The 26289-nt window shown below is 34.7% G+C and carries 25 protein-coding genes and 1 tRNA gene; 4 read left to right on the forward strand and 22 right to left on the reverse strand.

Annotated elements, in window-relative coordinates; all coding sequences use genetic code 11:
• Positions 1-17: 17 nt before the first annotated feature.
• The 11 genes from dut to AEQSU_RS04890 form a co-directional block, all read right to left on the reverse strand.
• On the reverse strand, positions 18-452 hold the full coding sequence (gene dut / locus AEQSU_RS04840; RefSeq protein WP_014781740.1) for a dUTP diphosphatase: 435 nt from the start codon (positions 450-452) through the stop codon (positions 18-20).
• 2 nt (positions 453-454) lie between these two features.
• Complete coding sequence (locus AEQSU_RS04845) at positions 455-940, reverse strand: hypothetical protein (RefSeq protein ID WP_014781741.1); 486 nt, start codon at positions 938-940, stop codon at positions 455-457.
• A gap of 117 nt (positions 941-1057) precedes the next feature.
• Positions 1058-2512, reverse strand: a complete 1455-nt coding sequence (locus AEQSU_RS04850; protein ID WP_014781742.1) for an oligosaccharide flippase family protein — start codon at positions 2510-2512, stop codon at positions 1058-1060.
• Between the two features lie 70 nt (positions 2513-2582).
• Positions 2583-2978 (reverse strand): acyl-CoA thioesterase, encoded by a 396-nt coding sequence (locus AEQSU_RS04855; RefSeq protein WP_014781743.1) that lies wholly within the window; start codon positions 2976-2978, stop codon positions 2583-2585.
• Positions 2975-4327 (reverse strand): magnesium transporter, encoded by a 1353-nt coding sequence (gene mgtE / locus AEQSU_RS04860; protein WP_014781744.1) that lies wholly within the window; start codon positions 4325-4327, stop codon positions 2975-2977. The genes AEQSU_RS04855 and mgtE overlap by 4 nt, the downstream gene beginning before the upstream one ends.
• Complete coding sequence (gene rsmA / locus AEQSU_RS04865) at positions 4308-5138, reverse strand: 16S rRNA (adenine(1518)-N(6)/adenine(1519)-N(6))-dimethyltransferase RsmA (RefSeq protein ID WP_014781745.1); 831 nt, start codon at positions 5136-5138, stop codon at positions 4308-4310. The genes mgtE and rsmA overlap by 20 nt, the downstream gene beginning before the upstream one ends.
• A 67-nt stretch (positions 5139-5205) precedes the next feature.
• Entirely contained in the window at positions 5206-5538 is a 333-nt protein-coding gene (locus tag AEQSU_RS04870; RefSeq protein ID WP_014781746.1) for a DUF4286 family protein, read from the reverse strand.
• A 141-nt stretch (positions 5539-5679) separates the two neighbouring features.
• Positions 5680-7461, reverse strand: coding sequence for a tetratricopeptide repeat protein (locus AEQSU_RS04875; RefSeq protein ID WP_042492318.1), 1782 nt, complete (start codon positions 7459-7461; stop codon positions 5680-5682).
• A gap of 171 nt (positions 7462-7632) precedes the next feature.
• Positions 7633-9351, reverse strand: coding sequence for a T9SS type A sorting domain-containing protein (locus tag AEQSU_RS04880; protein ID WP_014781748.1), 1719 nt, complete (start codon positions 9349-9351; stop codon positions 7633-7635).
• A 208-nt stretch (positions 9352-9559) separates the two neighbouring features.
• The gene (locus AEQSU_RS04885) at positions 9560-10162 is read right to left on the reverse strand and encodes a hypothetical protein (protein ID WP_014781749.1); all 603 of its coding nucleotides are present in this window, start codon (positions 10160-10162) and stop codon (positions 9560-9562) included.
• A gap of 101 nt (positions 10163-10263) precedes the next feature.
• Complete coding sequence (locus AEQSU_RS04890; protein ID WP_014781750.1) at positions 10264-10827, reverse strand: DUF3109 family protein; 564 nt, start codon at positions 10825-10827, stop codon at positions 10264-10266.
• A gap of 120 nt (positions 10828-10947) precedes the next feature.
• Between AEQSU_RS04890 and AEQSU_RS04895 the strand changes: the two genes are divergently transcribed.
• Positions 10948-11532, forward strand: a complete 585-nt coding sequence (locus tag AEQSU_RS04895; protein ID WP_014781751.1) for a MarC family protein — start codon at positions 10948-10950, stop codon at positions 11530-11532.
• Between the two features lie 6 nt (positions 11533-11538).
• Positions 11539-11736: a hypothetical protein gene (locus AEQSU_RS04900; RefSeq protein ID WP_014781752.1), complete on the forward strand. Its 198-nt coding sequence runs from the start codon at positions 11539-11541 to the stop codon at positions 11734-11736.
• Positions 11737-11805: 69 nt separating this feature from the next.
• On the opposite strand, the gene AEQSU_RS04905 is transcribed toward AEQSU_RS04900, so the two are convergent.
• From AEQSU_RS04905 to AEQSU_RS04915, 3 genes are all read right to left on the reverse strand, one after another.
• The gene (locus AEQSU_RS04905) at positions 11806-13440 is read right to left on the reverse strand and encodes a S41 family peptidase (protein WP_014781753.1); all 1635 of its coding nucleotides are present in this window, start codon (positions 13438-13440) and stop codon (positions 11806-11808) included.
• Complete coding sequence (locus AEQSU_RS04910; protein WP_014781754.1) at positions 13440-13874, reverse strand: deoxycytidylate deaminase; 435 nt, start codon at positions 13872-13874, stop codon at positions 13440-13442. Before AEQSU_RS04910 ends, AEQSU_RS04905 begins: the two co-directional genes overlap by 1 nt.
• A gap of 255 nt (positions 13875-14129) precedes the next feature.
• Entirely contained in the window at positions 14130-14708 is a 579-nt protein-coding gene (locus AEQSU_RS04915; RefSeq protein WP_014781755.1) for a HupE/UreJ family protein, read from the reverse strand.
• A gap of 88 nt (positions 14709-14796) precedes the next feature.
• Here AEQSU_RS04915 and AEQSU_RS04920 point away from each other — a divergent pair, with 88 nt between their 5' ends.
• Positions 14797-15504, forward strand: a complete 708-nt coding sequence (locus AEQSU_RS04920; RefSeq protein WP_014781756.1) for a T9SS type A sorting domain-containing protein — start codon at positions 14797-14799, stop codon at positions 15502-15504.
• Here the strand turns inward: AEQSU_RS04920 and AEQSU_RS04925 are convergent.
• On the reverse strand, positions 15501-17231 hold the full coding sequence (locus AEQSU_RS04925; protein ID WP_014781757.1) for an APC family permease: 1731 nt from the start codon (positions 17229-17231) through the stop codon (positions 15501-15503). The two genes, AEQSU_RS04920 and AEQSU_RS04925, sit on opposite strands and share 4 nt — an antisense overlap.
• A 198-nt stretch (positions 17232-17429) precedes the next feature.
• Positions 17430-17509: transfer RNA gene (locus AEQSU_RS16590), tRNA-Leu, on the reverse strand.
• 125 nt (positions 17510-17634) lie between these two features.
• On the opposite strand from AEQSU_RS16590, the gene AEQSU_RS04930 reads away from it, so the two are divergent.
• Positions 17635-18846: a site-specific integrase gene (locus tag AEQSU_RS04930; RefSeq protein WP_014781758.1), complete on the forward strand. Its 1212-nt coding sequence runs from the start codon at positions 17635-17637 to the stop codon at positions 18844-18846.
• A gap of 20 nt (positions 18847-18866) precedes the next feature.
• On the opposite strand, the gene AEQSU_RS04935 is transcribed toward AEQSU_RS04930, so the two are convergent.
• From AEQSU_RS04935 to AEQSU_RS04960, 6 genes are all read right to left on the reverse strand, one after another.
• Complete coding sequence (locus AEQSU_RS04935) at positions 18867-19745, reverse strand: hypothetical protein (RefSeq protein ID WP_014781759.1); 879 nt, start codon at positions 19743-19745, stop codon at positions 18867-18869.
• Between the two features lie 238 nt (positions 19746-19983).
• Positions 19984-21033, reverse strand: a complete 1050-nt coding sequence (locus tag AEQSU_RS04940; protein ID WP_014781760.1) for a hypothetical protein — start codon at positions 21031-21033, stop codon at positions 19984-19986.
• A gap of 12 nt (positions 21034-21045) precedes the next feature.
• Entirely contained in the window at positions 21046-21612 is a 567-nt protein-coding gene (locus AEQSU_RS04945) for a hypothetical protein (RefSeq protein WP_157429252.1), read from the reverse strand.
• Positions 21613-21851: 239 nt separating this feature from the next.
• Entirely contained in the window at positions 21852-22472 is a 621-nt protein-coding gene (locus AEQSU_RS04950; protein ID WP_014781762.1) for a hypothetical protein, read from the reverse strand.
• Between the two features lie 138 nt (positions 22473-22610).
• Entirely contained in the window at positions 22611-24230 is a 1620-nt protein-coding gene (locus tag AEQSU_RS04955; protein WP_014781763.1) for an RNA-directed DNA polymerase, read from the reverse strand.
• 50 nt (positions 24231-24280) lie between these two features.
• Entirely contained in the window at positions 24281-26089 is a 1809-nt protein-coding gene (locus AEQSU_RS04960; RefSeq protein WP_014781764.1) for a hypothetical protein, read from the reverse strand.
• Positions 26090-26289 lie beyond the last annotated feature (200 nt).

The raw sequence follows: 26289 nt of genomic DNA on the forward strand, positions 1-26289 counted from the left end.
AAATCGCGTACCTACAATTATTTCGTTCCAGTACTCCCAAAACCACCTTCTCCACGAGAAGTATCGCTCAACTCCTCAACTTCTTCCCAAACAGCACGTTCGTGTTTTGCTATTACTAATTGGGCTATGCGCTCGCCGTGTTCAATGGTGAAATCTTCGTTGGAAAGGTTTACTAAAATCACACCAATTTCTCCACGATAATCGGCATCTATGGTTCCTGGAGAATTTAGAACTGTGATTCCTTTTTTTGCAGCCAAGCCACTTCTTGGACGAACTTGTGCTTCGTAACCGATGGGCAATTCAATAAAAAACCCTGTTTTTACGATGGCGCGCTGTAAAGGTTTTAAAGTTGAAGGACCTTCAACATTTGCTCTTAAGTCCATTCCTGCGGAAGCGATTGTTTCGTAAGAAGGTAATGGATGGTTGGATTTATTTATAATTTTAACTTTCAAGGCTACTGCTTTTTATTGGTTTTTGAATCGTCCCTATCAATTACAAAATCTACGGCATAAACCGATTTTGGTATCGGAAACATTTTCTGGTCTGTGGAAGTGAAAGATTGAGCGTCTTCTCCAACTTTCAGCTTATATTTTACTATTAACTTATTGTTTTTCAAATCTGTACCAGTGATAACTATTTGTTGTTTTTTATCACTTGGCGCACTAATTATTGCTGCAACTTTGTTTTTTTCAAAATCAATTGCAGGAACTTTGTTATTCATTGTTTGGGCAATTCCGAAGTATTTATCAAAATCCGTTTGATTAGCTATTACTAGTGCTTTTACCTCAGCATCAAATTCTATGTCATTTTTCGGAAAATAGCCTTCTAAGTATTCAACTTCAAAATCAGACTGTTGGTCCAAATTAGTCTGTGTTTCCTTTTTTGAATTATTGCACGATACAAGTGCCAATAAAATGAGAAGAACAAGTGTATTTTTCATATTATTTCTATCATTTTTTTAGTTGAAATAAAATCATTCTATTTTTTAAATATTAATCCAAAGCTGAGTTGGCTGAGTGATCCCGATTTTTCATCGGGATTGTACCGAAGCCCGAAGCTATTTTTTTAGAATTTTTAAAAATTCATTCTTTTCAGAATAGAACATAATCCCTATAAATACCACTAATAACGCTGTTCCTATCCAAATGTTTCCTTCGAAAGCATAATAGGAAATTGCTGAAAAGCCGATAGCCATCAACAAATAACCACTTATTTTTTTTACTTCATAAGGCACGTCATAGTACTTTCGTCCGTAAAGATACGAAAGCACCATCATACTGCCATAAGCCGCAAGTGTTGCAATTGCCGAACCCATATAACCTATCATCGGAATCAGAACAAAATTAAGTACTAACGTTACAATGGCTGCAAAAACTGAAATATAGGCACCGTATTTTGTACGGTCGGTAACTTTATACCAAACTGAAAGGTTGTGGTAAATTCCTAGAAATAAGTTTGCCAACAGTATAAGTGGAACAATTTTCAAAGCTTCCCAATATTGACTATTTGGAATTAAAATTCGTTTGAAAACATCTATATATACAACTACTACCAAAAGGATTAAACATCCAAAAAGAGTGAAATATTTGGTAATTGTAGCGTATGTATTCTTTGCATTAGCGTGATCGGAATGGTTGAAGAAGAAAGGTTCTATCCCCAAACGGAAAGCCATTACGAAAAGCGTCATAAACATTCCCAGTTTGTAGCAGGCGGAATAAAGTCCAACTTGAACCTCAGCTACATTTTCGGGTAATAAATATTTAAGAAGAATTCTATCAAAGGCTTCATTTATACTGAAAGCGATTCCTGCAATAAGCACAGGAAGAGCATATTTCATCATCTGTTTCCAGATTGTTTTGCTGAAGCCGAAACCAATTTTCACATAAAGTGGAAGCAACATCAAAAGCGTTACCGCACTTGCAATCAAATTCGCAATGAAAATATAAGCCACTTTGTTTTCGGGGAACCAAAAGGAGTTCCAATAACTACTAGTTTCAGCAAGTTTCGGAAGTAGTAAAAGAAAAAATAGATTAAAAGCGAGATTTATTACTACATTCAAAATTTTGACTACAGCATATCTCATCGGTTTTTCATTCACGCGAAACCAAACAAAAGGCAGTACAACCAAAGCGTCCAAGGCTAAAATTAAAAGACCATAGGTTACATATTCGGGTCTAAATTCTGAAACTTCTGCGATGTAATTTGTGAAGAGCAGCGTAATTCCCAAGAAAATTAAGGTGGAAACCGTCAAAGAAGTTATGGTAGTGGACTGCACTATTTTTTGCTGTAAAGAATCCTTGGTAACAAACCTAAAAAAAGCCGTTTCCATTCCGTAGGAAAGCAACACATTTCCAAGAATAAGGTACGCCATCAATGTGGAGTAAATACCGTATTCTTCGGGAAGCATTACTGTGGTGTAAAGAGGCACGAGGATTACTGCCAAAATTCGTGGCAGAATTGTGGCTAAACCGTAAATAAAAGTCTGTTTGAAAAGTTTTTTGAAAACGCTCAATGCGATGCAATTTTATACCGCAAAAGTATTGAAAATAATAGATTTGAAGGCTAGTTGTTCTTCTTCATATTTAAATGAAAAGATTTGATATTTCTTCAGTGATTTTTGCGGGACGGAATGTCTTTCCATCCAAAAAACACCAAAGAGTTTCGGCCTCAACTATTGTTTTGCCATCTAAAGGACGGATGATTTTGTATTTCCGCAGGCTTTTTACACCTTCATAACTTTCAATCCACGTTTGGGTTTCAAGTTCTTCGCCCAAAAATGAAGGGTTTTTATAGGAAATAAAATGGTTTAGAACCACCCATACATTTTCTTCACGTTGCTTTTTAGATGTTTTTGAAATCCAATGGTCTTCGGCAATTTCAAGACACCATTGCAAATACGTAATGTTATTTACGTGATTTAACGCATCGATGGCTGTAGCTGGAACAATGAAGCGTTGTTTAAAAATGGACGATTTCAAAATCCTAGAATTAATTTTGCGATGGTGAAATAGATAAGAATTCCACAAATATCGTTACTGGTTGTAATGAAAGGTCCGGTGGCCATTGCTGGGTCAATTCCTCTTTTTTCGAGCATAATAGGAATGAAAGTTCCGATTAATGAAGCCGTGATTATTACTGAAATTAAGGAGATTGCAACGGTAAGTCCAAACATAATATCTAGACCTAATAATAACATTCCGCCTGCCACAAGAATTATTGCAAGTATAAATCCGTTTAATAGGCTTAGCAAAACTTCTTTTACCAGACGTTTCCACAGCGAACCTCTTAAGCTATCGTTTGCCAAACCTTGTAAAACAATTGCAGAAGATTGAACCCCAACGTTTCCTGCCATTGCCGCAATAAGAGGTACAAAAAAGAATAATTCAGGATGATGGGTCATTGCACCGGAGAAGGTGCCCAAAACCGAAACACTCACAAAACCACCAATAAGCGCCAAAATAAGCCAAGGTAATCTTGCACGGGTAAGAAGCCATATACTATCATCTGCTTCCACATCTACCGAAATACCAGCTGCCATTTGGTAATCTTTTTCGGCTTCATCTTTTATGAAATCTACAATATCATCAATGGTAATTCGTCCAACTAAAATTCCATCGTCGTCAACAACGGGAATGGCTTCCAGATCATATTTTTGCATAATTCGGGCAACCTCTTCGCCTTCGGTATGTACGTTTACGTAATCTACTTTTGGAATATAAACTTCACTTATATGTGCTCTTTCTGGGGCAGTAAGTAAATCTTTTAGTGAGAGTCTTCCTTTAAGTTTTCCCTGTTTGTCGGTTACATAAATGGAATGCACGCGGGTTACATTTTCGGCTTGGCGACGCATTTCCCGAACGCAGCCAGCAACGGTCCAGGTCTCTTTTACACGTACTAATTCCTTCGCCATTAAACCACCTGCAGTGTCTTCATCATAACGCAACAGGTCCACAATATCTGCGGCATGCGTTTCGTCTTCTATATGACCAATTACTTGTTTTTGAACATCGTCATCAAGTTCCGCAATAATATCTGCGGCATCATCGGTGTCCATTTCATCTAGCTCGTCGGCAATTTCAGACGGTGTTAGCCTGTCTAGAATACGCTCACGGAAATCTTCATCTAGCTCTATTAAAATTTCACTAGTAACTTCGGTATCTAACAACTTTACAATGTAGGTGGCCTCGTCTGTATCGAGTTCCTGCATTATTTCGGCAATGTCGGCAAAGTGAAGTTCATTCAATAATGCTTCTAGCGCATCGCCGTTATTGTTGGCAATAAGCTCTTCAACCTGCTCGATAAATTCATTAGTCAGCTGAAATTGCATCGTTTTCTAGTTTTTGTGTAAGGGCTATAAATTGTGAAACTGAAAGTTGTTCTGGGCGTTGGCCAAAGATAGCATCTTCTTTTATTTTATCGGAAAGATTGAAGGATTTTAAACTATTGCGTAGGGTTTTTCTGCGTTGTTGAAAAGCAGTTTTTACTACTTTGTAAAGCATTTTTTCATCGCACGGAAGTGTATAATTTTCTTTTCTTTTAAGTCGAAGCACGCCACTATCTACTTTTGGCGGTGGATTGAAAACTGAAGGTGGAACCGTAAAAAGATATTCAGCATCGTAAAATGCTTGTGCCAAAACGGAAAGTATACCGTAGGTTTTACTACCTTCTTTTGCGCAAATCCGTTGCGCCACTTCCTTTTGAAACATACCTGTAAACTCTGGAATCCGTGTCTTCCACTCCAAAGTTTTAAATACGATTTGTGTTGAAATATTATACGGAAAGTTACCTGTTATTCCGAATTGTTCATCTTCAAAAACTTGCGAAAGATTAAACTTCAAGAAATCTGCTTCAAGGATTTTGAGGTTTTTGTTTGGATAGTTTTCTTCTAAATAAGCAATGGAATCTCTATCGAGGTCCATGGCGATTACTTCGACGTCCTTTTCAATTAAATATTTTGTAAGAACGCCCATTCCGGGGCCGATTTCCAAAACGTTTTTATAGCCTTCAAGGGTCAGTGTATCGCCAATTTTTTCTGCGATAAGTTCGTCTTTTAGAAAATGTTGGCCCAAGTGTTTTTTGGCACGCACCTCTCCAGATTCTGAATTGTTTTTTGACTTATTTGAATATTCCTTTTTCATTTGAAAAATCTGCAATCTTGTTTAACCGCAAAGTACGCAAAGGTTTTCGCAAAGGACGCAGAGGGGTTTAGCTTTTTTTGAAAAGTTCGTTATGTGCTTCGCCAATAACTTCAAGTTCGGTGCGGAAGGCTACAAATTTTCCTTCAAAAGGTTTGCTTTGTGCTCGGAGTTCATCAGCGTTTTCATCGTAATATTTTTGAAGGGTTGCTTTGCTGTCAGTTGTGTATTGAACTGAATAAGTAATTCCGCCCATTTCTTCTTCAATAATTACACGTGTAAGCAATGCTTTGCTAAATTTTTCTGTGGCGAGCATTGCAGGAATGTGTTCGGTTTTCATCCAATGCAACCAGCGGTCATGGATGGTTTCTTCTATGTTTATTGTTACGTTGTATATATACATGATTTTAAATTCTAAATTACAAGCTCCAAAATCCAAATAAATTCTAAATCTCAAACTCCAAATTCCAAAGGCATTTTAAGAATATTTCGTCTGCGGTTTTGGGATTTGGAATTTCGAATTTGGTGCTTTTCAGTTTGGTGCTTAGTTTATCGCATCTCCCCGCAAAGAACGATACTTATTCCGTGCTTCCACAAAATAAATACTATCTGCATAATTGAAAATTATGGCTTCGTATTGTGCTTTTGCCTTGTCGGGTTGGTCTAGTTTTTCTTCGTAAATTCTTGCTAAACGATAATGTGCATTGTCTGCCAAAATATCTTCACCATAGAACTCAATTATTTTTAGATAATTGGCTTCAGCTTTTGTGAATTCGCCCTTCTTTTCATAAATCTGACCTTGTTTAAAAAGAGCTTCATCTTCAATCTTATCGCCTTTATTATTGGTTAGAATATCTTCTAGAATAGCAATTGCTTCTACATCTTTTCCTTGAAATTCTAGCAAGTCTGCACGGGCATATTTTTTAAGTGCCACTTGGGTAGAGTCTTCTAAAGAGTTGTCGCGAATTAATAGGCTGAGCTCCATGGCATCATTCGCCATTAATTGTGAAGTGGATTTTTTTAATACATCTAGTTGCACTTGCGCCCATTCAAAATCACCTTTAAAATAGCTGGTTCGCGCTACTTTAAAACGGGCTTCTTGCGCCAAAATATCGCTTTGTACTTTTTTCTGAATTTGAGAATAATAGATTAATGCCTCGTTGAATTTTTCGTCAAAAACTAAAATATCTGCAAGTTCCATTTTTACATGGGCTTCTTGAAAAGGTGACAATTGTTCTTTTGCTAATGCTTTAAGATTTGAAATTGCCAGTTCCTTTTTGTTATTCTGAAAAGCTAGAAAGTGATTGTAATCTATTTGAAGTTGATAAGTTTCTCTGTTTCGTCCAAATTCGTCGAGCAGGTTTTCAAACTTTTTTTCTACTTCTGAATATTCACTCGGTTTGGCTGTCTTCACTTCCATCTTCATGAGAATTTGGTTTCCCTGAAGTTTATTTTGAGGCGTAAACGAATTTTCAATAATGTAGTTTACTATTTCTCTTCCTGATTCATAATCCTCATCGGCAATGGTGATGTATGCCAACTCCGTAATTCCGCCTAAGTCTTCACCAACACGTTTGTAGATTGCTTTTTCCTGCGTAAATGCTTTTTTATATTCCCTTTGCTGAATGAACAACCAGCTAAGCAAGTCATTATAAAGTATATCTGGGTTTTGCTGCGACCGCTGTAGCAAAGTCTTTCTGAGTATAACATTCGCTTCATTGGTGGGATCTTCTGTAGTGTAAAGGCTGAAGTAGCGCTGCGCACTACTTTTGAAACTCAAATTCTTTTCAATAAGATTCAGATAGCTGATAAACATTTTTTCAAGCTTTCCCTGTTCCCCATAAATCTGGGCTAGCTGTGAGTTGAAATCCATTTTGTCGCTAAGAACCATCGCTTTTTCATAGGTGGAAACAGCTTCATCCAGTAGACTGTATTTTTGAAAAGTGGCGCCAATATTATAGGCAAAGTTTGGATTTTGATCTAGTGCTTGAATGGCTTTGTTGAAATTTTCAGAAGCAAGTTCCGTATTATTTTGAAGCGAATAATTATACCCAAGTTCTACATAAAGCTGCGGAAAGTTGCGCCCATCACCTATTTTTTCATTCAATAATTTTTCAACTTCATTGAAATTTTCTAGCTGTTGGTTGGATTCCACCATTCCCATAAAATAATCTAGGCGGTAAGGGCTTTGCTTGCTTAGCTTTTCATAAATGGTCAAAGCCTTTTCAAATTGGCCTTGTTCATAATAGTTTTTGGCCAAAGCATCGCTTTGTGAAAAGCCTGCAGTAGCCGTAAATATGAATAAAATAATGAAAAAATTACGCATGGCGTAAATATAAACAAATGCAATGATAGCAATAGAATTCTGAAAGAATTTTATCAAAAACAAGCTGGCAAATCTAAAATAGCTACTAATGTTTTTTAATGAAATGATTTCAATAAAAAAAGGAGCCGCAATTAAGCAAGCTCCTTCTTTTTAACATTAAACAATCTCCTCTTATTGTTTAACGAATTTGTAGGTGGCCGATTGGCCATTGATAACTAATTTCAAAATATAAACTCCTTGAGAAAGGTTTGCAATATTGATGGTTGCATCATTTTGGTTAATAGAATTTTCCATAACTTTTTGTCCAAGTATTGAAAAGATGGAAACACTTTCAATAGTACTGTTTGCTGAAAGGTTCAAAACATCTTGTGCAGGATTTGGGTAGAATTTGAAACCTTCAAAATTATTGTCCGCTATTCCAACAGTAACACCGTTCTTGGCATCAAAATACAGTCCAAACCCAAAACTGCCACTTGTTCCGGCAAAAGCCATACAAGGAAATCCGTCACTTGTTTCAGCAATGGCAGATGGAAATCCGTCAAATACATCTCGTCCTGTATCGCCAACACCCTCTAGACCTGAGAATACACTACCATCATATTGATTTGAACGGTTAACATCGTCTTGACTATTGTCTATTCTGTCTCTTACATAAGAGGTTTCAATTACGTCGGCTGGTCCAGTTGTGCCCATCCATGTGTCAATATGGGCAATATTATAACCTGCGCTTGTAATTACATAATTGAGGGGTGCATATGCAGCTCCATTTTCGCGTCGGTATGCTTGCCCAATATAGCTGTCTGTGCTTCCTGCATTGCGAGTTGAGGCAAGAATCAAAACCTCATCATCTGTTCCAAAAGTCTTACGTGCAGCGCGGATTGTTGGGTTAAGCGATTCCTTAGATGAACCAGCTACAACAGTTTCATTTAAACTCCAAGATGCTGGGTCGTTATAATCATCATTTGCTTTTGCATATAAATTTTTGCTGTTAAACCCTATATACGTGGCGTAGCAACCTCCATTAATTCCGTATGCCATTTCTACTTGCTCGCCAACAGTTCCGAAGCTAAATTCATCAACCCAGTCGAATCCATAACTACCAGCAGTGCTTCGAGCAGAAAATGTGGAGTTGGTAGATTTGTTATAGGTAACCAAAGCTCGTTGATTTGATGTAGTTGCACTGTAATTAGCGTCTACTCCAAAATCCACAACGTCACTAGCAACACCCTGAAAACCCATAACTCCAGTGGCCATATTCCATCGAATAACCTGAAAAACTTCATTTTGGAAGGCTGCAAAAACAAGCAAATACTCATCCCCAGTTCCATCTATAGTGATTACTTGTATTTTTGAGAAAAGCGAGCCAACTACGGGTTGATCTTTCCAAAGGCTAAAAGTATCACCTCCATCTGTGGAGCGATATATGTAAATACTTGAATCCGAACCACCATTAGTAAAGTTTTCAAAAGCGGCTATATAGATATCACCGTCGCCAGTAACATCCATATCCAGCCCATCTATAAAGCCGGTTCTTAATAATTTATCCGTTGCCCAATCTTCTGGAGCTCTGTTTTCTAATTGACGGTCTGGTACAATAGCTGGTCTATAAGTACCATCGCCACCAATCATAGGATAATTAATTGTTTCAACTGGCTTGTAAAGAGCCGCAACTTTAGGATCAATTGCTTGCCAAGCAGTTTTAATGGCGAGTCTGTTGGCGTTAATCTCGGCTGCCGTGCCGTTCTCTTCAAGAGTCTTTGATTGTTGGTACAAAGCTTCAAGAGCTGGTGTTCTTTCTGGAATAACCAATTGGTCTCCGTTAAAATCTGACTGTGCGATCGCTGTGATGATACAAAGTGAGCACATTAAAAAGGTAATTGCATTTTTCATGATTACATGTTTTTAAGTTATTATTTGTTTGTTTCACTTTATAATCGAGGAGTATATGCCATTGAGTGATTTAACTGAGACAAATCTATGGCAAGTATTAAATGAAGAATATAACTATTGTAACAAAGTCTATAACAAATGTAACAGCAACAAAAAAAGCCGAAAACACTGAGGTTTTCGGCTTGAAAAAAGTTTTAAAATTGATGAATCAGCCTAGTTTTTCTAAATCTATTTCATCAATTGCATCCCAAGTTTCATCTAGATCCATGTTTTTTCCATTGGCTTCAAGATAGAATCGGTTGCTTTGCAGTAATTGTATTTTACTATTGTTGTTGGAAGAGCGATATTCTTCAACGGCTTTTGTACCGTTTTTAGTCGTGGTTCTTTTGTAACCATTTTCATCTTCTTCTTCAAAGTCTTGGCTCATCACCATGCGCATTCCCATAGTTGCGGCTGCTCCCATCTGACCTGCACCATCGATGATGTTTATCGTGAATTTTTTAGATTTGTCTTCATTGGCATACGCCGCTTCAATAGAAGCAATGCCCATCATTCCCACTTCACCAGCTTTATAGCTAATCCGTTTCATTCCGTTTACTTCATCGGGCATCCAAGATTTGAATTCTTCATTAGTCAACGGGGTAATTTCTTGCAGTTCTTTTATATCGTCCTGCATATTGGTCATTTCCTTTACCGCATTGGTGGAGTTTGAAACTGCTTCTTTGGTTTCCTTGATTTTTTTGCTCACTGGATTGTCTTTGCAACTGATTAAAGCCGAAAAAACGAAAAGAGCTAATACATATTTTCTCATAATTGAAATTTTGGTTAGTGAATAAATTTCTTAAAATTTAATCACCAATATAATCAATATCAGAAGAATATAAATAAAATATGAAAAAAATATATGAAGCGTTACATTTCCGAAGCTATCTTTTCGAGCTCGGCATACCAGTTTTCTCCAAATTTACGGATGAGGGCTGCTTTTGTGAATTTATAAACGGGCACTTGTAGTTCTTTCCCCAATGTGCAAGCATCATCACAAATTGGCCAACGGTGATAGTTTACAGCGGAAAACTCACTATAATCCTGAACCCGCACAGGATAAAGGTGACACGAAATAGGTTTTCTGAAATCAATCGCGCCAGCATTGAAAGCGTCTTCAATACCGCAACTGGCAATGCCTTTGTCTGTAAAAGTTACGTAGGCACATTCCTTTCCTTCTACTAAAGGAGTTTCTAGTTCGTTATTTTCGGTTTCAATGTGGGTTCCCTGTTTTTCAATGGCTGCGATGCCTTCAGGGCGAAGAAATGGTTTTACTTTTGGGTAAATTTCCTTGAGAATTGCAACTTCTTCTTTAGAAATAGGCGCCCCTGCTTCACCTTCAATACAACAGGCTCCTTTGCAGGCGTTGAGGTTGCACACAAAATCTTTTGTAATTAAATCTTCAGAAACTATTGTCTTACCAAGTTGAAACATCTGCCAAAGATAATTTGTTTCGGTAATTTAATCAGAATAAATTAAGCTTTTATTAACCCTCGTTGTTGCTATTATGATGTTTAAATTTGACTAATTTCGCGGTCTTTAAAAATTGAAAAAATGTTAAGTCTAAATTTCAAACAAATAGCAACGGCAACGATGGTGCTTTTTGCTGTAATTGACATTATAGGGAGTATTCCTTTAATTATATCCTTACGCGATAAAGCTGGGGAAATAAAAAGCGCACGTGCATCCGTAATTGCGGCCGTTGTGATGGTTATATTCCTTTTTATTGGTGAAGAAATTTTAAAACTTATTGGAATAAACGTGAATGAATTTGCTGTAGCAGGTTCCTTTATTTTATTCTTTCTTGCTTTGGAAATGATTCTGAACATAACACTTTTTAAAGAAAATTCAGACAACACCAGCTCTGCGACGGTTTTTCCTATTGCGTTCCCTATTGTTGCAGGACCTGGATGCTTGACAACGCTTTTAACTTTACGAGCGGAATATGATATGGCAAACATAATTGTAGCAATAATCGTAAATATTATTGTGGTTTTTATAATCCTGAAAACATCCAATAAACTTCAGAAAATTCTGGGAAAAAACGGAATTGCTATCATTCAAAAAATATTTGGTGTAATTTTGCTGGCTATTGCGGTGAAACTTTTCACTTCAAACATTCAAGAACTTTTTAATTAAAGAACAATGAAAATTCTTATCTACATTATGATTGCCCTTGCTGCTGGTCTAGTAATTTACAACATTACCAAACTTGATTTTAATCATTTATTTGAAGGCGACAGCTTTGTTGCATCTGTCGGAGTTTTGACAGGATTGTGTGCTATTTTGGCTCTTGGGATTTTGCTAATTTCGAAAAACATAGCTACTAAAGTAAAGAAATAAGTTTTGCATTTTGACAATATTAACCCAGACTCTAAAGGGATTATTGTCAAAATGTGTGAAGATTGTTTCTTACTTTTTATCCAAATGATCGTTGGCTTCTAGTTCCAAAACTTTCAAAAGCATTGGATCTGCTTCGTTTAGGATTATTTCGTACTCGTTTGGACCAAATAGTTGTTGTGCAATGTTCGCTTTCAATGTTCTTTTCAACTGTTCCGCGTAATTTGAAAGATCTATTTGCGCTTCGTTGAATTTTGCATATTCAATAAATTCTTTAGAAAGACTATCTTCAACTATAAAGTTTTTTCTAAAGTCGTCGAAATTCATTCCCTTAAAAAATGTTCTATTCTTTTCGAGGTATTCAAAGATGAAATAACTCATAAACCCGCTTCGTGAAACATATTGCAGGGTTTCGTTTTCTACGCTTGTATCTTTCGGTACAAAAACGTCTGGGATAATTCCGCCGCCGCCATACACTACTTTTCCTTTCGGAGTTACATATTTCAAGGAATCTGCAACTTTAATACTGTCTGCGTGAATTAGTTCGCCGTTGCGATATCTTTTTTCGTAATCACTATAATAAGTGTCGTTTCCGTTTCCATAAGGTCTCTGGATGGAACGACCCGTTGGTGTGTAATAGCGCGCAATCGTCAATCGAACTGCGCTGCCATCACCAAGAGACATTTCGCGTTGAACCAATCCTTTTCCGAAAGAACGGCGACCAATAATTGTTCCTTTATCATTATCTTGAAGTGCTCCGGCTACAATTTCACTGGCAGATGCTGAGTTTTCATTTATTAAAACATAGAGTTTTCCGTGTTCAAAATCACCACGACGCGATGCGAAGGTTTTGTTGATTTCACCACTTTTATTTTTTGTAATGAGAATGAGTTTGTCATTTTCTAAAAATTCATCCACCACTCTTTCCGCAGTAGAAATATAACCCCCAGGATTGTCGCGAAGATCCAAAACAAGTTTTTTGATGCCTTGACTTCTCAATTTATCTAGGGCGGTTTCAAATTCTTTAAAGGTGGTTTCAGAAAAACGATTTAGTTTTATATATCCCAAATCGTCCGTGATTTTATAGGAAGCGTCAACACTAACTAGTGGAACTTGTTTTCTTCTAACTTTAATTTCAAGCGTTTTGTTTTCACTTGGTCGGAAAACGTCTAGCGCAACTTTGCTATTTATTTCACCTTTTAGATAGTTTGAAATGCTATCGCGTTGTACCAATTCGCCAAAAAGTTTCTTTCCATCTGCATACAGAAGTCTGTCGCCACCTTTTATTCCAGCTTTTTCAGCAGGTCCGCCTTCAATAGAACGAATTACTGCAATGGTATCTTTGTAAACATAAAAACTAACCCCAATGCCAACGAAGGCTCCACGCATATCGTCTGCATTGTGCGCATATTCACTTTTAGGAATATACACGGAATGTGGATCTAGATTTTCGAGAATGCCGTTTACGGTAACATCTACAATGCTGTCGGTGTTCACCTTATCTACATATTCATAATCTATGTAATCTATAAGTCTGTTGAGTTTGTCTTTTTTAGAACTTGTGGCGAATATTTTTTCAGTGTTATCATCAAAGTTGAGTTTAGATCCAATAAAAACACCCACGGCAAGCGCCAGACCAACCCAAAGCGGTAACAGTGGCAGTCTTTTTTTTGTAGTATTATCTGGTGTGGATGATTGTTGTTCCATTATTCTGAATCCAAATCTGAAATATGTTGAATACTTACTCCCGCTTTTTCTAGAAAAGCAATGCCGGAGTTATCTTTATATTCGTTTAAATAAACGATTCTTTTTATTCCTGCTTGATGTATCAATTTACTACATTCTCTACAGGGTGACATTGTGATGTAAAGTGTTGCACCTTCACAAGCCTGGGTGCTGGATGCAACTTTTAAAATTGCGTTTGCTTCAGCGTGGAGTACGTACCATTTTGTGTAGCCTTCTTCATCTTCGCAAACATTTTCAAAACCAGTGGGCGTTCCGTTATAGCCGTCGCTGATAATCATTTTGCCTTTCACAATTAGTGCGCCAACTTGTTTTCTTTTGCAAAAAGAGAGTTTGCTCCACTCTTGCGCCATCCGCAGATAGGCAATATCATACTTACGTTGTTTGCTTTCTTTCATCCGTATAAAATATTCTAGAAATAGGAAGATGGAATGTCCAATTTAATCATTTCAGTTAAATGACAAATAGTTAGAAGGCATTTCATACTTTTAAATCGGCAACGAAATTAGTGGGAAGTTACGCCACTACCAAAAAAAATGTTGTTAAGTTATTGCTAAAGATGTTGATGAATTTAGGAGTAGATGAATTCGTGAATAAGAAATTAGCTAGTCAGGACTTACACTACCTTCTACCCTCTAAAGACTATCAACCCATTAAAAAATCCAATTCTCAATAAGCATCGGGATAACCATCCCAATTACCAGTGAAGAAACCACCAAGACCCAATCTTTTTTGTTGAAACGGAAGATGCTTTGAAAGATGAAGGCGATAATTAAAATTATCATTACAACAATAATTTGCGCTGCTTCAATACCAAGGGCGAATTCAAGTAATGGCAAAATACCACCATCGCTGTCCAGAGCTGTAAAAAATGATGCGAAACCCATTCCGTGAATCAATCCGAAGAAAACAGTTGCTATATAGAAGACGCCCATTTTCTCCAATTTCTTTTCTTTTCCAGCGGTAAAAAGATTGAAAATTGCAGTGACCAAAATAGTTACGGGAATTAAAAACTCAATAACTTTTCCCGAAACACTCACTATATTATAATTGGCCAAAAGCAATGATAACGTATGACCAACGGTAAACAAAGTAACCAAAATCAACAATCGCTTCCAAGAAGAAAAATTATAGGCAGCGCAAAGCACGATCAAAAATAGAATATGGTCATAGGCTTTCCAGTCCAAAACGTGATGGAGACCAAGATTAAAATACAACCAAAAATCAGACATTGGGGATAACGGTTTTCAGAGTTTGTCCAAATATAACGATTGTGGGTAAGATTTCATATATTTAATGAAATTTCTAAATTTTCAGGAAATGAAGAAAATTTTACCTCTGCTGCTTATTGTTTTTATGGTTTTACCAATGCTAGCTCAAAACCCAAATCCAGAGCTATTCAAGACTTGGAATCTTCATAAAATTGAATGGGATTTTGGCGGCGCATTATATATTGCCAATATTGACCCGCCCATTTCACCATATTTAACTGTAAATGAAGACCTTTCTTTTGAAGGTTGCGGTGCTTGCAATTCCTTTTCAGGAAATTTTGAAGTTGTGCCGAATCAAGATAAAGTACGGCCAGTAGATTTTGCTCAAACGTTTAATATTTGTGAAACCCAGTTTCTAAACGATTTTGAAACCGTCTATTTCGAATTTTTCTCTATTGAAGATGATTACTCGTATGAGTTTTATACAGACCCATCCGATAATTTACGACATATGTATTACTCCAATAATCCATCAGGAATTTGGCTGGACTTTGTTGTGGGTGATCCTTTAAGTATTGATGATAACGATTTTGAAAAAATTGAAATATACCCCAATCCAACTTCCCTCAACCTCTTCATTAAATCGAAAAAAATAAATATCGAAAAACTTACCGTGTATTCCATTTCAGGGAAAAAAATAAAGGAATGTCTTCCTGACAATGGGGCGATTGATGTTTCTACCCTTTCTAAAGGAATATATTTTTTAGAAATAGTTTCTTCCCAAGGTAGAAGTGTTCAGAAATTTATCAAGGATTAAATAATTACTCGCACCTCACCCAACTGTTGAATCTTATAAGGAAAGTCTTCGCCAGGAGCGCCAATAAACATGAAATTGACAGGAATATTCCACCTTTTAGAAAGTTCTTTAATTTTTTCAGGTCCAAATTTACCTTGTTCTTCTAAAAATTGAATTTTAATTTCTGGATAAGCCCTGTCCAGCACATCAATGTCCGATTTTAAATTATTGGCCACTTTCATTCCTTCAGCCAGAATTGCAACAATTTTAAGTCTTTTGGTAGGTTCATTATGTTTAATGTATTGCATAACCCTGTTCAATGTTTCCACATTATCATTATTGGTGAAAAAGACAAATTGTTTGCCTGTTAATTCCTGCAATTTGTTTTTGGTAATACGGTTCCAACTTCTAAAAAACTTGCTATCATCTGGAGCAATAAAATCTATAAATCTAAGGGCAGCTTTTAAAATATAGTGATGGTAAAGCATAAAATAAACCACAAAAAGTGTTGGAACCAAATATTCAAAAAAGGTTATCAAAAATTCTGGATTCAAAAATATATTACCCAAAAGCGCAGAAATAACCGCAGCAATAGCTATAAATACAGCCAAATAGGAAGCTCGTTCTGGTCTTGGTAGCTGTTTCCTATTTATTTTCAATAATAAATTCCCCACTCCAAAAAGTACCATTACTGATAAAAAAGCGATGGTGTAAACCCCTGCTAATGAAGGTAAGTCTCCGTGAGTTACTAATAAAATTGAGGTGCAAAGAGCGAAAAATAATACAAAAATTAAATAAGGACTTTTATTTTTGTTTCGTATCAATAAAAAACTTGGCAGCACGCGGTCCAGCGCCATCCGTTCCATCAAGCCACCCACGCCAACGAAAGAGGTAAGGACGGCGCCACTCAAAACTAAAGCCGCATCAATCCCAACCAAAATTGACAGCCAATGTCCGCCAGAGGTTTCGCCAAGAAAAGAAAGCAGCGCATCCTGGTTATTGTTTACCACTTCCTGTGGCAATAAACCCAAGGCAAGAAAAGCAATAAGCGGATTGAAAACACTTACCACAATCCACATGTTTCTTAAAGTCTTTGGAAAAACTCCTGCTTTTTGTTCTTCAACATAATTTGCCGAACTTTCAAAACCACTAATACCGAGCATGGCTGCAGAAAAACCGAAAAAGAGCGCCATCGTTATGCTTCCGCCAACCGGCATATTAAAATTAGCTATCAAAGTTTCGAAACCGTGACTAAAAAGAAAATAAAGACAAAAACTACAAAGAAGCGTCAAAGAAAAAAGATGAAAAAGGAAGATAAACACTGCTACTTTTGAAGATTCTCCAATTCCTATAATAACCAGTCCCATAAACAATAATAATAGTCCGATGGTTACAGGAAACACGGGAATTACATTCCAAACACTATGCGCATATTTAACGGCTTCGCTGGCAGAAAGCACAGCTGTAGCCATATAAGAAAGCACTGTTAAAGCAGCCGCAACGGATGCTGTAGATTTTTTAGTAGTGTTTAAAAGTGCATTATAAGCTCCACCATTTAAGGGTAAGGCACCCACAACTTCACCATAAATTTTCCGGAATAAAAATAAAACCCCCGCAACCATTAAAAGTGAAATCCAAGCGTATTGACCTGCATAAAAAATAGCTAGAGCCGAAACATATAAACATGAAGAACTTATATCGTTACCACAGATGGCTGTGGCTTCCAATTGGTTTAGTTTTTTAGACATTTGTGTGGAATTGAGATAGTAAAAGTAGTGGGTCGAAAAAAATTAATTCAGAAAAATAATGTTAAAAAATTAGATAAAATTTAATTTAGTATACTTATAAATAATATTTCCACAATTCGATTTCTTCTGAAAAACCTTGATTAAATTAATAGAAAATAAAAAAGCCTCAACTTTTATAGTTGAAGCTTCTGTACTCGAGGCGGGAATCGAACCCGCACGTCCTAAAACACTGGATTTTGAATCCAGCGAATTTAACATCAAATTCACGTAAATAATCTTATAATCAATTGATTAGCATACTTTTAATTTTTTTTGATTTTGCTTAATATCATATAAAATCATAATTTGTTGTACCTATGTTGTACCAAATTTAATTATCTTTATAATGTAAAATCAATGTATTATGTCTTCAAATACCAAAATAGTTTTGAGAAAAAAAGCGAATAAAGAGGGAGAGTTCCCATTGGCAATTCGCATCACCAAAAATAGACGTTCAAACTATCATTATGTTGGTCACTATATAAATGACAAGTTTTGGGATATTAAAAATTGTAGGGTCAAGAATACGCATCCTAATGCGCTTAAACTTAATAATCTTCTACTATCAGAATTGTTCACGGCGAACCAAACTCTTTTTGAGTTACAATCCCAGAAAAAGGACTTTTCTGCTAATCAAATTAAAAATGAGATATATTCTTCTAATGCGAACGCAAATTTTTTCGCGCTTGCAGAAGTTTATCTTGATGAAATGAAAGACAATAATAAACTAGCTCGGCTATCATCAGATAAACCACGTGTGAAACATGTATTGGAATTCTCAAAATCTAAACAGCTCACCTTTCAAGAAATAGATGAAAGTTTTCTTAAAAAATTTATTCTTTATTTAAGAAAGCGTCCTATGTCCGAGAGATCAATCGTCAATACTCTTATTGTCATTCGAACAATTTATAATAGAGCCATTAAAGCTAATATTGTTGATAGTAAGCTTTACCCTTTTGGAGCAAAAAAGATTCGAATAAAATTTCCAGAAACTGAGAAAATAGGATTAACTAAAGATGAAGTTAAAAGAATTGAGCTATTAAAAAATCTCAAACCGAGTGAAATACATGCCCGAAATGTTTGGCTATTCAGTTTTTACTTTGCTGGAATAAGAGCCGCTGACATTCTTAAAATTAGGTGGTCCGACATATATGACGATAGACTCCACTACCGCATGAACAAAAATTCTAAACTCCTATCTCTAAAAATACCCGAGAAAGTATTCCCGATTCTTGATTACTATACCGCCGAAAAACTGGACGAAAATGATTTTGTTTTTCCTGAAATTAAAAAAGCTGATATGAAAAATGCCAAGGATATATATACTAAGACAAAAACAGCTACTAAAAAATTTAATAAATATTTAATAGAGGTTGCCAAGAAAGCAAAAATTACTAAAAAGGTTACTATGCATATTGCCAGACATAGCTTTGGTCATATTTCAGAAGATAAGATTCCAATTAAAATGCTCCAAAAACTTTACAGGCATTCATCTGTAACAACCACTATATTATATCAATCGAATTTTATTCATAAAGATGCAGACGAAGCATTGGATAGTGTTATAAATTTCTAGGAAAACTTAATTTTTTTGGATTAAGTTTTTGCTATTGTATTTTTACAATGTAATTTCTTAAGTTTCTCAAGATGCTTCTCCCCAATGACTTCAGCTTCCTGAAAAAAACGCTCACATAATTTGTAAGCTGTATCAAGAATTTCATATGACACTTTATTATTGCTGCTATATCTCATTAGATGATATGCATTGCACAAGGTATTATATAAACGGTGAGACTTATAAGTCTTTCTGTGAAAAATCTCTTTTGGTAGATTGGTAAAGTGTCCACACATGTACATTAAATAGTCCAACTTATAATAAGTCGGCTTAAATTCCCAGAAAACATATAATAGCGCTACACAAGTATGTTCCAATGCAAAATTCAAGAAACCCATTTTGACGGCTAAATCTTCCTCGAGATCATAGACATCTACCACTGAAAGAAAATAGGACGCTCGTGTCATACGACAGTTCCATTCATCCTCAATATTGTTATATAGTTTTTTGTAATATAGTGGATGGGGACGTTTATAACGCAATAATTCATCGTCGTCTTTGAAAATACATGGTGCTTTAGTAATTACATTATTTAAGAAATTATTGCCGTAATCGAGTTTAGATATAATGTCTGCCAAACTATAGAAAATTGCATATGCCTTAAATTGCTTTGGCATTTTTCTGCACAGCTGAGTCATAACCTCATTCAGATTTTTGGCAATAGCTTTTTGACTTATAATAAGGATAGTATAAGTAAAACGCTTTGGCTCCTGTGATGAGTGCGGCAAAAGATAAACTGATCGTTTTGTTTTTTCTTTTTCAAAACTGATCAAATAAACTGAATGCAATGGAACTAAATTCTTAATTATATTTAAAAGTTCATTCTGAAAAGGAAATTTTGTGAAGGGATCTGCTTTCATGGCTATTTTATTTTATCCAAAATAAAATATATTTTCTCTCGTATAGAACTATAGCAAGTTGTATTTTACTTGTTAAGGTTAAGATTTAGGAAGATAGCAAACATTTATTCTTGTATCGGACGTAGACAATAAATTTTGCGCAGATCAAATTTTTACTTGTGCCACTCTCTTTTCTTGTGTGCTGCTGAAGTCGGGAATAATAATGCTTTATTGTAATATTGTAGCCATAAAATAATGATCAAATCTCCCATCCCATTCTTTTTGCCTTCGACTCTAAAAATTCATTTTCAATGGACCAATTCCTAAGAAATTCAATTCTATTTTTCATTCTTTCATCAAACTCACTTTGACCAAATAATTTTAATAAGCTCTCCTGATTTTCTAACCAAGCTGTAAAACCTAAACCATTTTCAATTACACTTTTTTCTAAAATAATTATTTGATCCTCAATTTGATTTTCTGTCATATCGGGCAACAAAATAATTTCTTGAATAATTTCTTGAGTTGTCAAGTCCTCTTGAGATATAATTTGAATATCTTCTAAATACTTGTGGGGTAATATTGACGCGATTTTATCAATGTTATATTCTTCCAATCCACCAAAACTTGGAATATCTATTCCAAATTTTTTACCATAGTCAAATCGAACAACCGAAATTGGATATTTCAAAAGGTGTAGCGAACTAATTAATGAAATTATATCAGCGTAAGATTTTAACCATTTTGAAATTAACTTTTTTTCGAAAGATTGAGAATTGCTTTTTAGTAATCCCATTCTGTTTGAATACTTTGCGCCCTTGGTGTGAACATAGTTATGGAGATAGCCGAGATCTTTATGAACTTGCTCTAAATTGTGTTTTACATCAAATTTCTTGATGTTATTATTCTGCCTTAAGATTTTCCAAATTTTGTCTGCTCTTGGAGTATTTTCTTTTGAATTAAGCCATTCTTTTACGGCATTATGGCCATCATCATTTATGTTGTAATAAACAGACAACATTCCTAATTCTAAACCGCTTCTCAACGAAACAAATGCTTGCTTGTAAAGACCGAAACAAATTTGAGTAAATGACACTTGAAGTTCTTCCCAAGATTCAATAAATGGAAAATTATGCCCAGACCAAAAGTTTTCAAAATTCTGAGGAATAATCATTCCAACTGTATGATAAATCCACCCTAATTCTTCAATTTGTTTCTTTATTTCCGAATTTTCATTAAAATAAGTTTCTGTTTCTTTATAAACCTCAAGGCTTTGATCTGGCTCGTATATGTATGGATTAAATTTCATCTGCTTTAATTGTTAATCAAATCTTGCCCACATATATTCTCTCCAATCTGTCACCAAAGTTTTTAATGTAAACAAATCCCATCCTTCACTAAATAGGTTAAGACCTTGAAATATTGGAGATTTATCAAGGTAGTTTACATCTTCATAATTTAAATTGAAATGGTCTAAAATTTCCTTTGTTCCTCTATGGGGTATGCCTTCATCTTTATGTTTGGCATAATTTGCAAGCGCAATTATCAATTCAATTCTTGACTTATTTCCTTCTGGGAGGTTCTTTTCAAGTTTATAGTATGTCTCCTTTTCATTCAAACTATCGGCAAAATCCTTTATACTCCCATTTATATAATTTTGAAACGCAATAAAAGCAAGTCCATAAATTGGCTCACTTTCTTCCAGAAACCATTCTCCATCATACCAATGAATTTCATTTAATTGATTTTTCAAAACTGATATAGTTTCAGTCAAACCTGTTATGGCCATACTTAAGCTAACGACTCTATGGTCAATTCTCAAAAAATGAGTATTAGTAATTTTTGTCATATTTTGTTTTTCAAAGTCAAATTTTTCAATGACTTTCATCAATTTACCCGTGTCTGAAAGCGCCAAAAAGATCTTTAGTTTTGCGTGTATCTTTTTATATAAATAATCGCCTGAATGAGCAGTCACCATTTCAAAACGAAAAAAACTGTTTAAGTCAATGAGTTATGCTTGACGTTATTTTTTTCAGGTTTTAGTCTGGTTCTTTCAAAAGCTAAAACTAGATTTTTTCACTTTTATAGAATACAAATATACCTTTTCATTTTATGCACATTCTTAGATTACATCTTGTTATCATTCTGAATTTTGATTTTCCTAAAGGATCTTTTTTTTATTTCGTCATTCACGATATTTAACATATAGTCCATTGGCAACAATTGCAGCATTAAAACTTCATCGTAATTTAATTTATTAGTATCAAGATAACTCAAATCCGGATTTATTTGCACTTCAAATTCTATGAACCACCATTTATGTATTTTAAAATATATGTCACGGATTTCTTTAATAAAATCAGTTTTAGTATTGGCATCGCTATCCGTAATCATCTTGCTTAACTCGTGTGCTAATTCATTCCGATGTGTTTTGAATATTTTGATTTTTTCTATTTCTGCCTCTGTAATTACTTTATTATTTAAAAGCCACATTGATGATGCAATGACTATGTCTTTTTTAAAAAGTCCTCGAACTTCCGTTGTATATCGTTTACTTATAATAAAGCCATCTTCGTCGAAGCCATCAATATAAAATTCTTCGATTTTTCGAATTATTGTGTCAATCAGTAAGTCATAAGCTGTGACGTACAGTGATGCTGTTATTAGCTGAAACCTGATTTCATTCTCATCAAGGAATTTCAGCCAATCCTTAAAATATTTTTGTTGGTCGAATGGTTTTTCTTGCATTTGTCAGGGTTTATGTGTGCGATCATCCATTGCGTGTTAAACCACGAACCATTAAAAATAAAAAACTCCAGGAAAGATCTGCAACGATTTTTCTTAAAAGAACCCGCAATGACTTAGATAAGGTACTGCCCACAGTATTTAATACGAACCGCCTCCACCACCACTGGATAAAATTGTTTTAGCTTCTTCAGTTACAGGCTTTTTGGTAGTTTCGTTTAATACTTCCGTTGGTTTCTTTACAGTAAATGTTTTTACTCTTGCTTCTTCTCGGTAAAAATATACTCCATTTTCTAATAGAATTTTGAAATATTTATTTTTATCGATAGGATTGTCTGTAGGTATTAACCAACCCTTTTTAATTGATTCATACGTAAACAACCAATTTTCATTCATTAAAGAATCCTCGGTCAATTCGGTTATAAGCCCATCTGTAATGACGGATGCATTAATAAGATTTCTATTTTTTAAATCCATTGCGATTAAAATTGACAAGTAATCATTGGAAGCAAAAATCCGTTCTGCCATTTTGTTTTTAATCGTGATTTTAAACTCAACGCACATCCAAAGAGCCCAAGCCACTTCATAATTATGCCCTTTAGGTAAATGAATATTAATTAATTTCTCTACAATACTTATGATTTTAGGATTCGAGATTCGAGTAATATTAGAAGCCAAAATTTCAGTTACATCTGGTAAAGTTCTTGGTTCCGTAATTCCAATTTTTAATATGAGAGATTCGTATGTGTCCCAGTTCTCATCAAATAGCTTCAAGTATTTAAGAACCTGCATCGCGAAAAGTAGCACCGAATCTTTAGGATTTTCTTTGGAATGAATAAGAGACAGGCTTACAAATCTTTCAATATCGGTTAATTGAGAATTTGCTTTTATTCTGAATTGAAAAGACCCTAATTCAATTGACCATTTGCTGTCAAAAGGAAATGGTACTTTAGATATTTTTGTTTTTTCCTCGTTTATGTCAAGTTGATATTCCGTTAGTAAAGATTGAATAAACTTGAATGCTTTTTCAGCATCTGCATAGTTGTCACAATAGAGGTAATAGTCGTCTATAAACCTGAAGGATTTAACATTCTTTAATTTAGTTTGAATTTGTATATCTATTAAGCAGGTTATTATTTCTGCTATGACCAATGATGTATCTGGGCCAATAGGAATTCCCATAGTTTGTCCAGAATTAAGACACCTCAAATCTCTATCCAATGCATTTCCAAGCATTGTCATATCATCTCGATTTTCTTTTGCTATTGGTTTCGTATGGACTAACCAAGGAATGGAGTGTGTGTAAATTGTTCCATAAAACCTTGAAACATCAGTTTTTACTTCATATAAATTGTCAAAAGATTCATTTAAACGCCTTCTTTTAAATGCACCAAAATCGTGTTTGGGAATTAATGCTCGGTTCTTTTTAGGGTCTTCAACAGGAGAACTGGAAGTAATAAAAGATTTTTTAAAAATCTCATCAATTTCAACCCACCTATCAGAAATTGTTGAAGATAATTTAGATTGGTGAAGTGGGTTTGGAATATTAATTATTCGTCTCGATAATTGTACTTTAGGAATTGAGAAAACAACCCATTTGGATTCTGAATATTTTAGCCTTTCGGGTCTTTTAAATGGACTTGAAATAGTATTCCATTGTGTTTTAATGATGCCTATTTTATCTGAAAAACTTTTACTTTCAAAAGGTGGTGGTAGTTCTTTTGGGAAATATCCCAAATTTAGTAATTCTTTTTCTGTCATTATTTATATACCTTGAATTGTACTCTATAATACTTTGTTTCTATATGTTCCTAAGGCTTACAACAAATATAAATCTCTGCTCCAACTTCATAACAACTAGAAACTAAAGAAGAAACGAACCAGAGAATTTGAATTATTTCATTTCGTTCTCGGAAATTTTCTCCATTTCGAAGTTGGTTAAGCTTGATTTCTAATTCCTTTTTAGAAAGGAAATTTACTACTAAAAAGACTTTCTTTTTTAGATTAGGATAAGATTTCAATGTTCTAAAATAATCTACTGCCTTTTCTGCCGAAGCTCCTTTTCTTACTCTAGCAATTGCCGTCTGAACTCCATCATTTTTATAATTTTTACACCAAAATTCTTGCTTCATCGGCCATTGATTATCAGACGGGCTCAGATTCCCTAAATTTTTTTGAGCTTGACCAATAATATCTTGAAATGCCGAGGCTGAAAACTGTGTGCTTTTAAATTTGGAATGATAAAATGAAATACTTTCTGGATTAAGAGCAATATGGTCTGCCCATTCTTTTCCTAAATCATCACATATAAAATATTCAGAATTATTTAAAAATGTATTTTCAACAAATGCAAAAATCGATTCCCTTTCAAATTCTTTAGATTTAGTTGTAAATCTACCTTTCTCTGAAGCTACATTTTCTAAACTTTGATACGGAATAAAAATTTTCAGAAAAGCTTCAATATTACTTAATAACCTGCTATCCTTAAATAACTTTCTATTACTATAAACTATGTCCGGACTGTCAAAAGTGACTATGAAGCTATTTCTTGTATTTAAATAACTTAGGATAGGAATTACCAAATCATCTGCAAATTGAAGGCAAAGTTTGTTTAATTTAGGTGATCTTAAGGTTATTGATTTAGCGTTTAAGGAGATGTATAAGTCCTTAATTGCTGTGTTTTTAATTTTGTGCGAAGTTGCTCCATCTACTGTAATAGATTCAATATCTAGTAAACGTTCGAAGTTATTTAGGGCTTTGATGATATCAATCTCACGTTCTTTTTCATTGTACATTATAAAACACCTCTCAATCCGGTTATGTTGAAAATCTTCATAGAGTTTGGAAAGTGTTATAAGTATTGCAATTGGATTCAAACCCTCTTTTTCGTCTTCATAATTTAGTGGTGTCGCAAATGATGATAAGAAACTAGATTTAGGCTCGTAATCTTTTATTCTTGTGACAATTTTATCCGACCACTCAATAAATGCTTCTATACTATTTTTTGCTCCAAATTTGTTAATTCGAGAGGTATTTAGAGAAAGTGAAACTTTGCTTCCCCCATTCTGAACTCGGAGATTACTTAAAACATAGCTTTGTAAACCTAACGTAGAGAGATTTTCTTTGAGATCTGTAGATTCAACACTTTTCTGTCTGATTGACTTGTCGGAAATATTCATATTATTCATTGAAATTTTTTCAAACGTTGTATCGTCTAGAGTGAAAATAGATGTCATTATACTGTAATCTATTGGTATAAAATTTTCTAAAAAATTTTTGATGCCTGAAATATTTCTTTTGGCGATTACTAATTGTTCTTCAAAATCAATTAGACAGATATAGGCTAGTTTTGTTTCTTCCCAACCCGAGACTGGTTCGTCTATAAAGGTTGGTTTTTTCTCATATTTAAAAACCGCTATGGAATAATAAATATTTTTATTAGGTGTGATTTGAAACTTTTTCCGAATTTCCTTCAGAAGATAATTTCCTTTTTTATCTAAAGAAGCCTCTCTAAGGGTATTCTTAATTAAATTTTTACTCAAAAAGCCTACTTTTTCTTTTAAATAGAAATACGCATTTTCATTAAGAATGATGTTTTCTATTTTCTCTTGTTTTAGCATAGAATCTTAATTAAAAATATATGGAGCCTTAGTATACACACTCTATTATTGTTTACAAATAGTTGCGAGCAAGTTTATTTCAAATATAAAACAAAGTAAAACTCCATAATTACGGAAAACCGTAACATTGAGCATTTTAATAGGGGAGAATACCAAATATAGTTTTTAATTTCTAAATGACGAAAAGGGAAGCGAATCAA

This window comes from Aequorivita sublithincola DSM 14238, assembly GCF_000265385.1.
In the GTDB taxonomy this organism is placed as follows: domain Bacteria; phylum Bacteroidota; class Bacteroidia; order Flavobacteriales; family Flavobacteriaceae; genus Aequorivita; species Aequorivita sublithincola.

Excerpts from the sequence above, each read along its gene's own strand:
- AEQSU_RS04875 (WP_042492318.1), bottom strand. The coding sequence starts at position 7,461 with ATGCGTAATTTTTTCATTATTTTATTCATATTTACGGCTACTGCAGGC.
- AEQSU_RS04930 (WP_014781758.1), top strand. The coding sequence starts at position 17,635 with ATGTCTTCAAATACCAAAATAGTTTTGAGAAAAAAAGCGAATAAAGAG.
- AEQSU_RS04955 (WP_014781763.1), bottom strand. The coding sequence starts at position 24,230 with ATGACAGAAAAAGAATTACTAAATTTGGGATATTTCCCAAAAGAACTA.
- AEQSU_RS04915 (WP_014781755.1), bottom strand. The coding sequence starts at position 14,708 with ATGTCTGATTTTTGGTTGTATTTTAATCTTGGTCTCCATCACGTTTTG.
- AEQSU_RS04945 (WP_157429252.1), bottom strand. The coding sequence starts at position 21,612 with ATGAAAGTCATTGAAAAATTTGACTTTGAAAAACAAAATATGACAAAA.
- AEQSU_RS04910 (WP_014781754.1), bottom strand. The coding sequence starts at position 13,874 with ATGAAAGAAAGCAAACAACGTAAGTATGATATTGCCTATCTGCGGATG.
- AEQSU_RS04870 (WP_014781746.1), bottom strand. The coding sequence starts at position 5,538 with ATGTATATATACAACGTAACAATAAACATAGAAGAAACCATCCATGAC.
- AEQSU_RS04940 (WP_014781760.1), bottom strand. The coding sequence starts at position 21,033 with ATGAAATTTAATCCATACATATACGAGCCAGATCAAAGCCTTGAGGTT.
- AEQSU_RS04880 (WP_014781748.1), bottom strand. The coding sequence starts at position 9,351 with ATGAAAAATGCAATTACCTTTTTAATGTGCTCACTTTGTATCATCACA.
- AEQSU_RS04890 (WP_014781750.1), bottom strand. The coding sequence starts at position 10,827 with ATGTTTCAACTTGGTAAGACAATAGTTTCTGAAGATTTAATTACAAAA.
- AEQSU_RS04960 (WP_014781764.1), bottom strand. The coding sequence starts at position 26,089 with ATGCTAAAACAAGAGAAAATAGAAAACATCATTCTTAATGAAAATGCG.
- AEQSU_RS04905 (WP_014781753.1), bottom strand. The coding sequence starts at position 13,440 with ATGGAACAACAATCATCCACACCAGATAATACTACAAAAAAAAGACTG.
- AEQSU_RS04895 (WP_014781751.1), top strand. The coding sequence starts at position 10,948 with ATGTTAAGTCTAAATTTCAAACAAATAGCAACGGCAACGATGGTGCTT.
- rsmA (WP_014781745.1), bottom strand. The coding sequence starts at position 5,138 with ATGAAAAAGGAATATTCAAATAAGTCAAAAAACAATTCAGAATCTGGA.
- AEQSU_RS04900 (WP_014781752.1), top strand. The coding sequence starts at position 11,539 with ATGAAAATTCTTATCTACATTATGATTGCCCTTGCTGCTGGTCTAGTA.
- mgtE (WP_014781744.1), bottom strand. The coding sequence starts at position 4,327 with ATGCAATTTCAGCTGACTAATGAATTTATCGAGCAGGTTGAAGAGCTT.
- AEQSU_RS04845 (WP_014781741.1), bottom strand. The coding sequence starts at position 940 with ATGAAAAATACACTTGTTCTTCTCATTTTATTGGCACTTGTATCGTGC.
- AEQSU_RS04920 (WP_014781756.1), top strand. The coding sequence starts at position 14,797 with ATGAAGAAAATTTTACCTCTGCTGCTTATTGTTTTTATGGTTTTACCA.
- AEQSU_RS04885 (WP_014781749.1), bottom strand. The coding sequence starts at position 10,162 with ATGAGAAAATATGTATTAGCTCTTTTCGTTTTTTCGGCTTTAATCAGT.
- AEQSU_RS04925 (WP_014781757.1), bottom strand. The coding sequence starts at position 17,231 with ATGTCTAAAAAACTAAACCAATTGGAAGCCACAGCCATCTGTGGTAAC.
- AEQSU_RS04950 (WP_014781762.1), bottom strand. The coding sequence starts at position 22,472 with ATGCAAGAAAAACCATTCGACCAACAAAAATATTTTAAGGATTGGCTG.
- AEQSU_RS04935 (WP_014781759.1), bottom strand. The coding sequence starts at position 19,745 with ATGAAAGCAGATCCCTTCACAAAATTTCCTTTTCAGAATGAACTTTTA.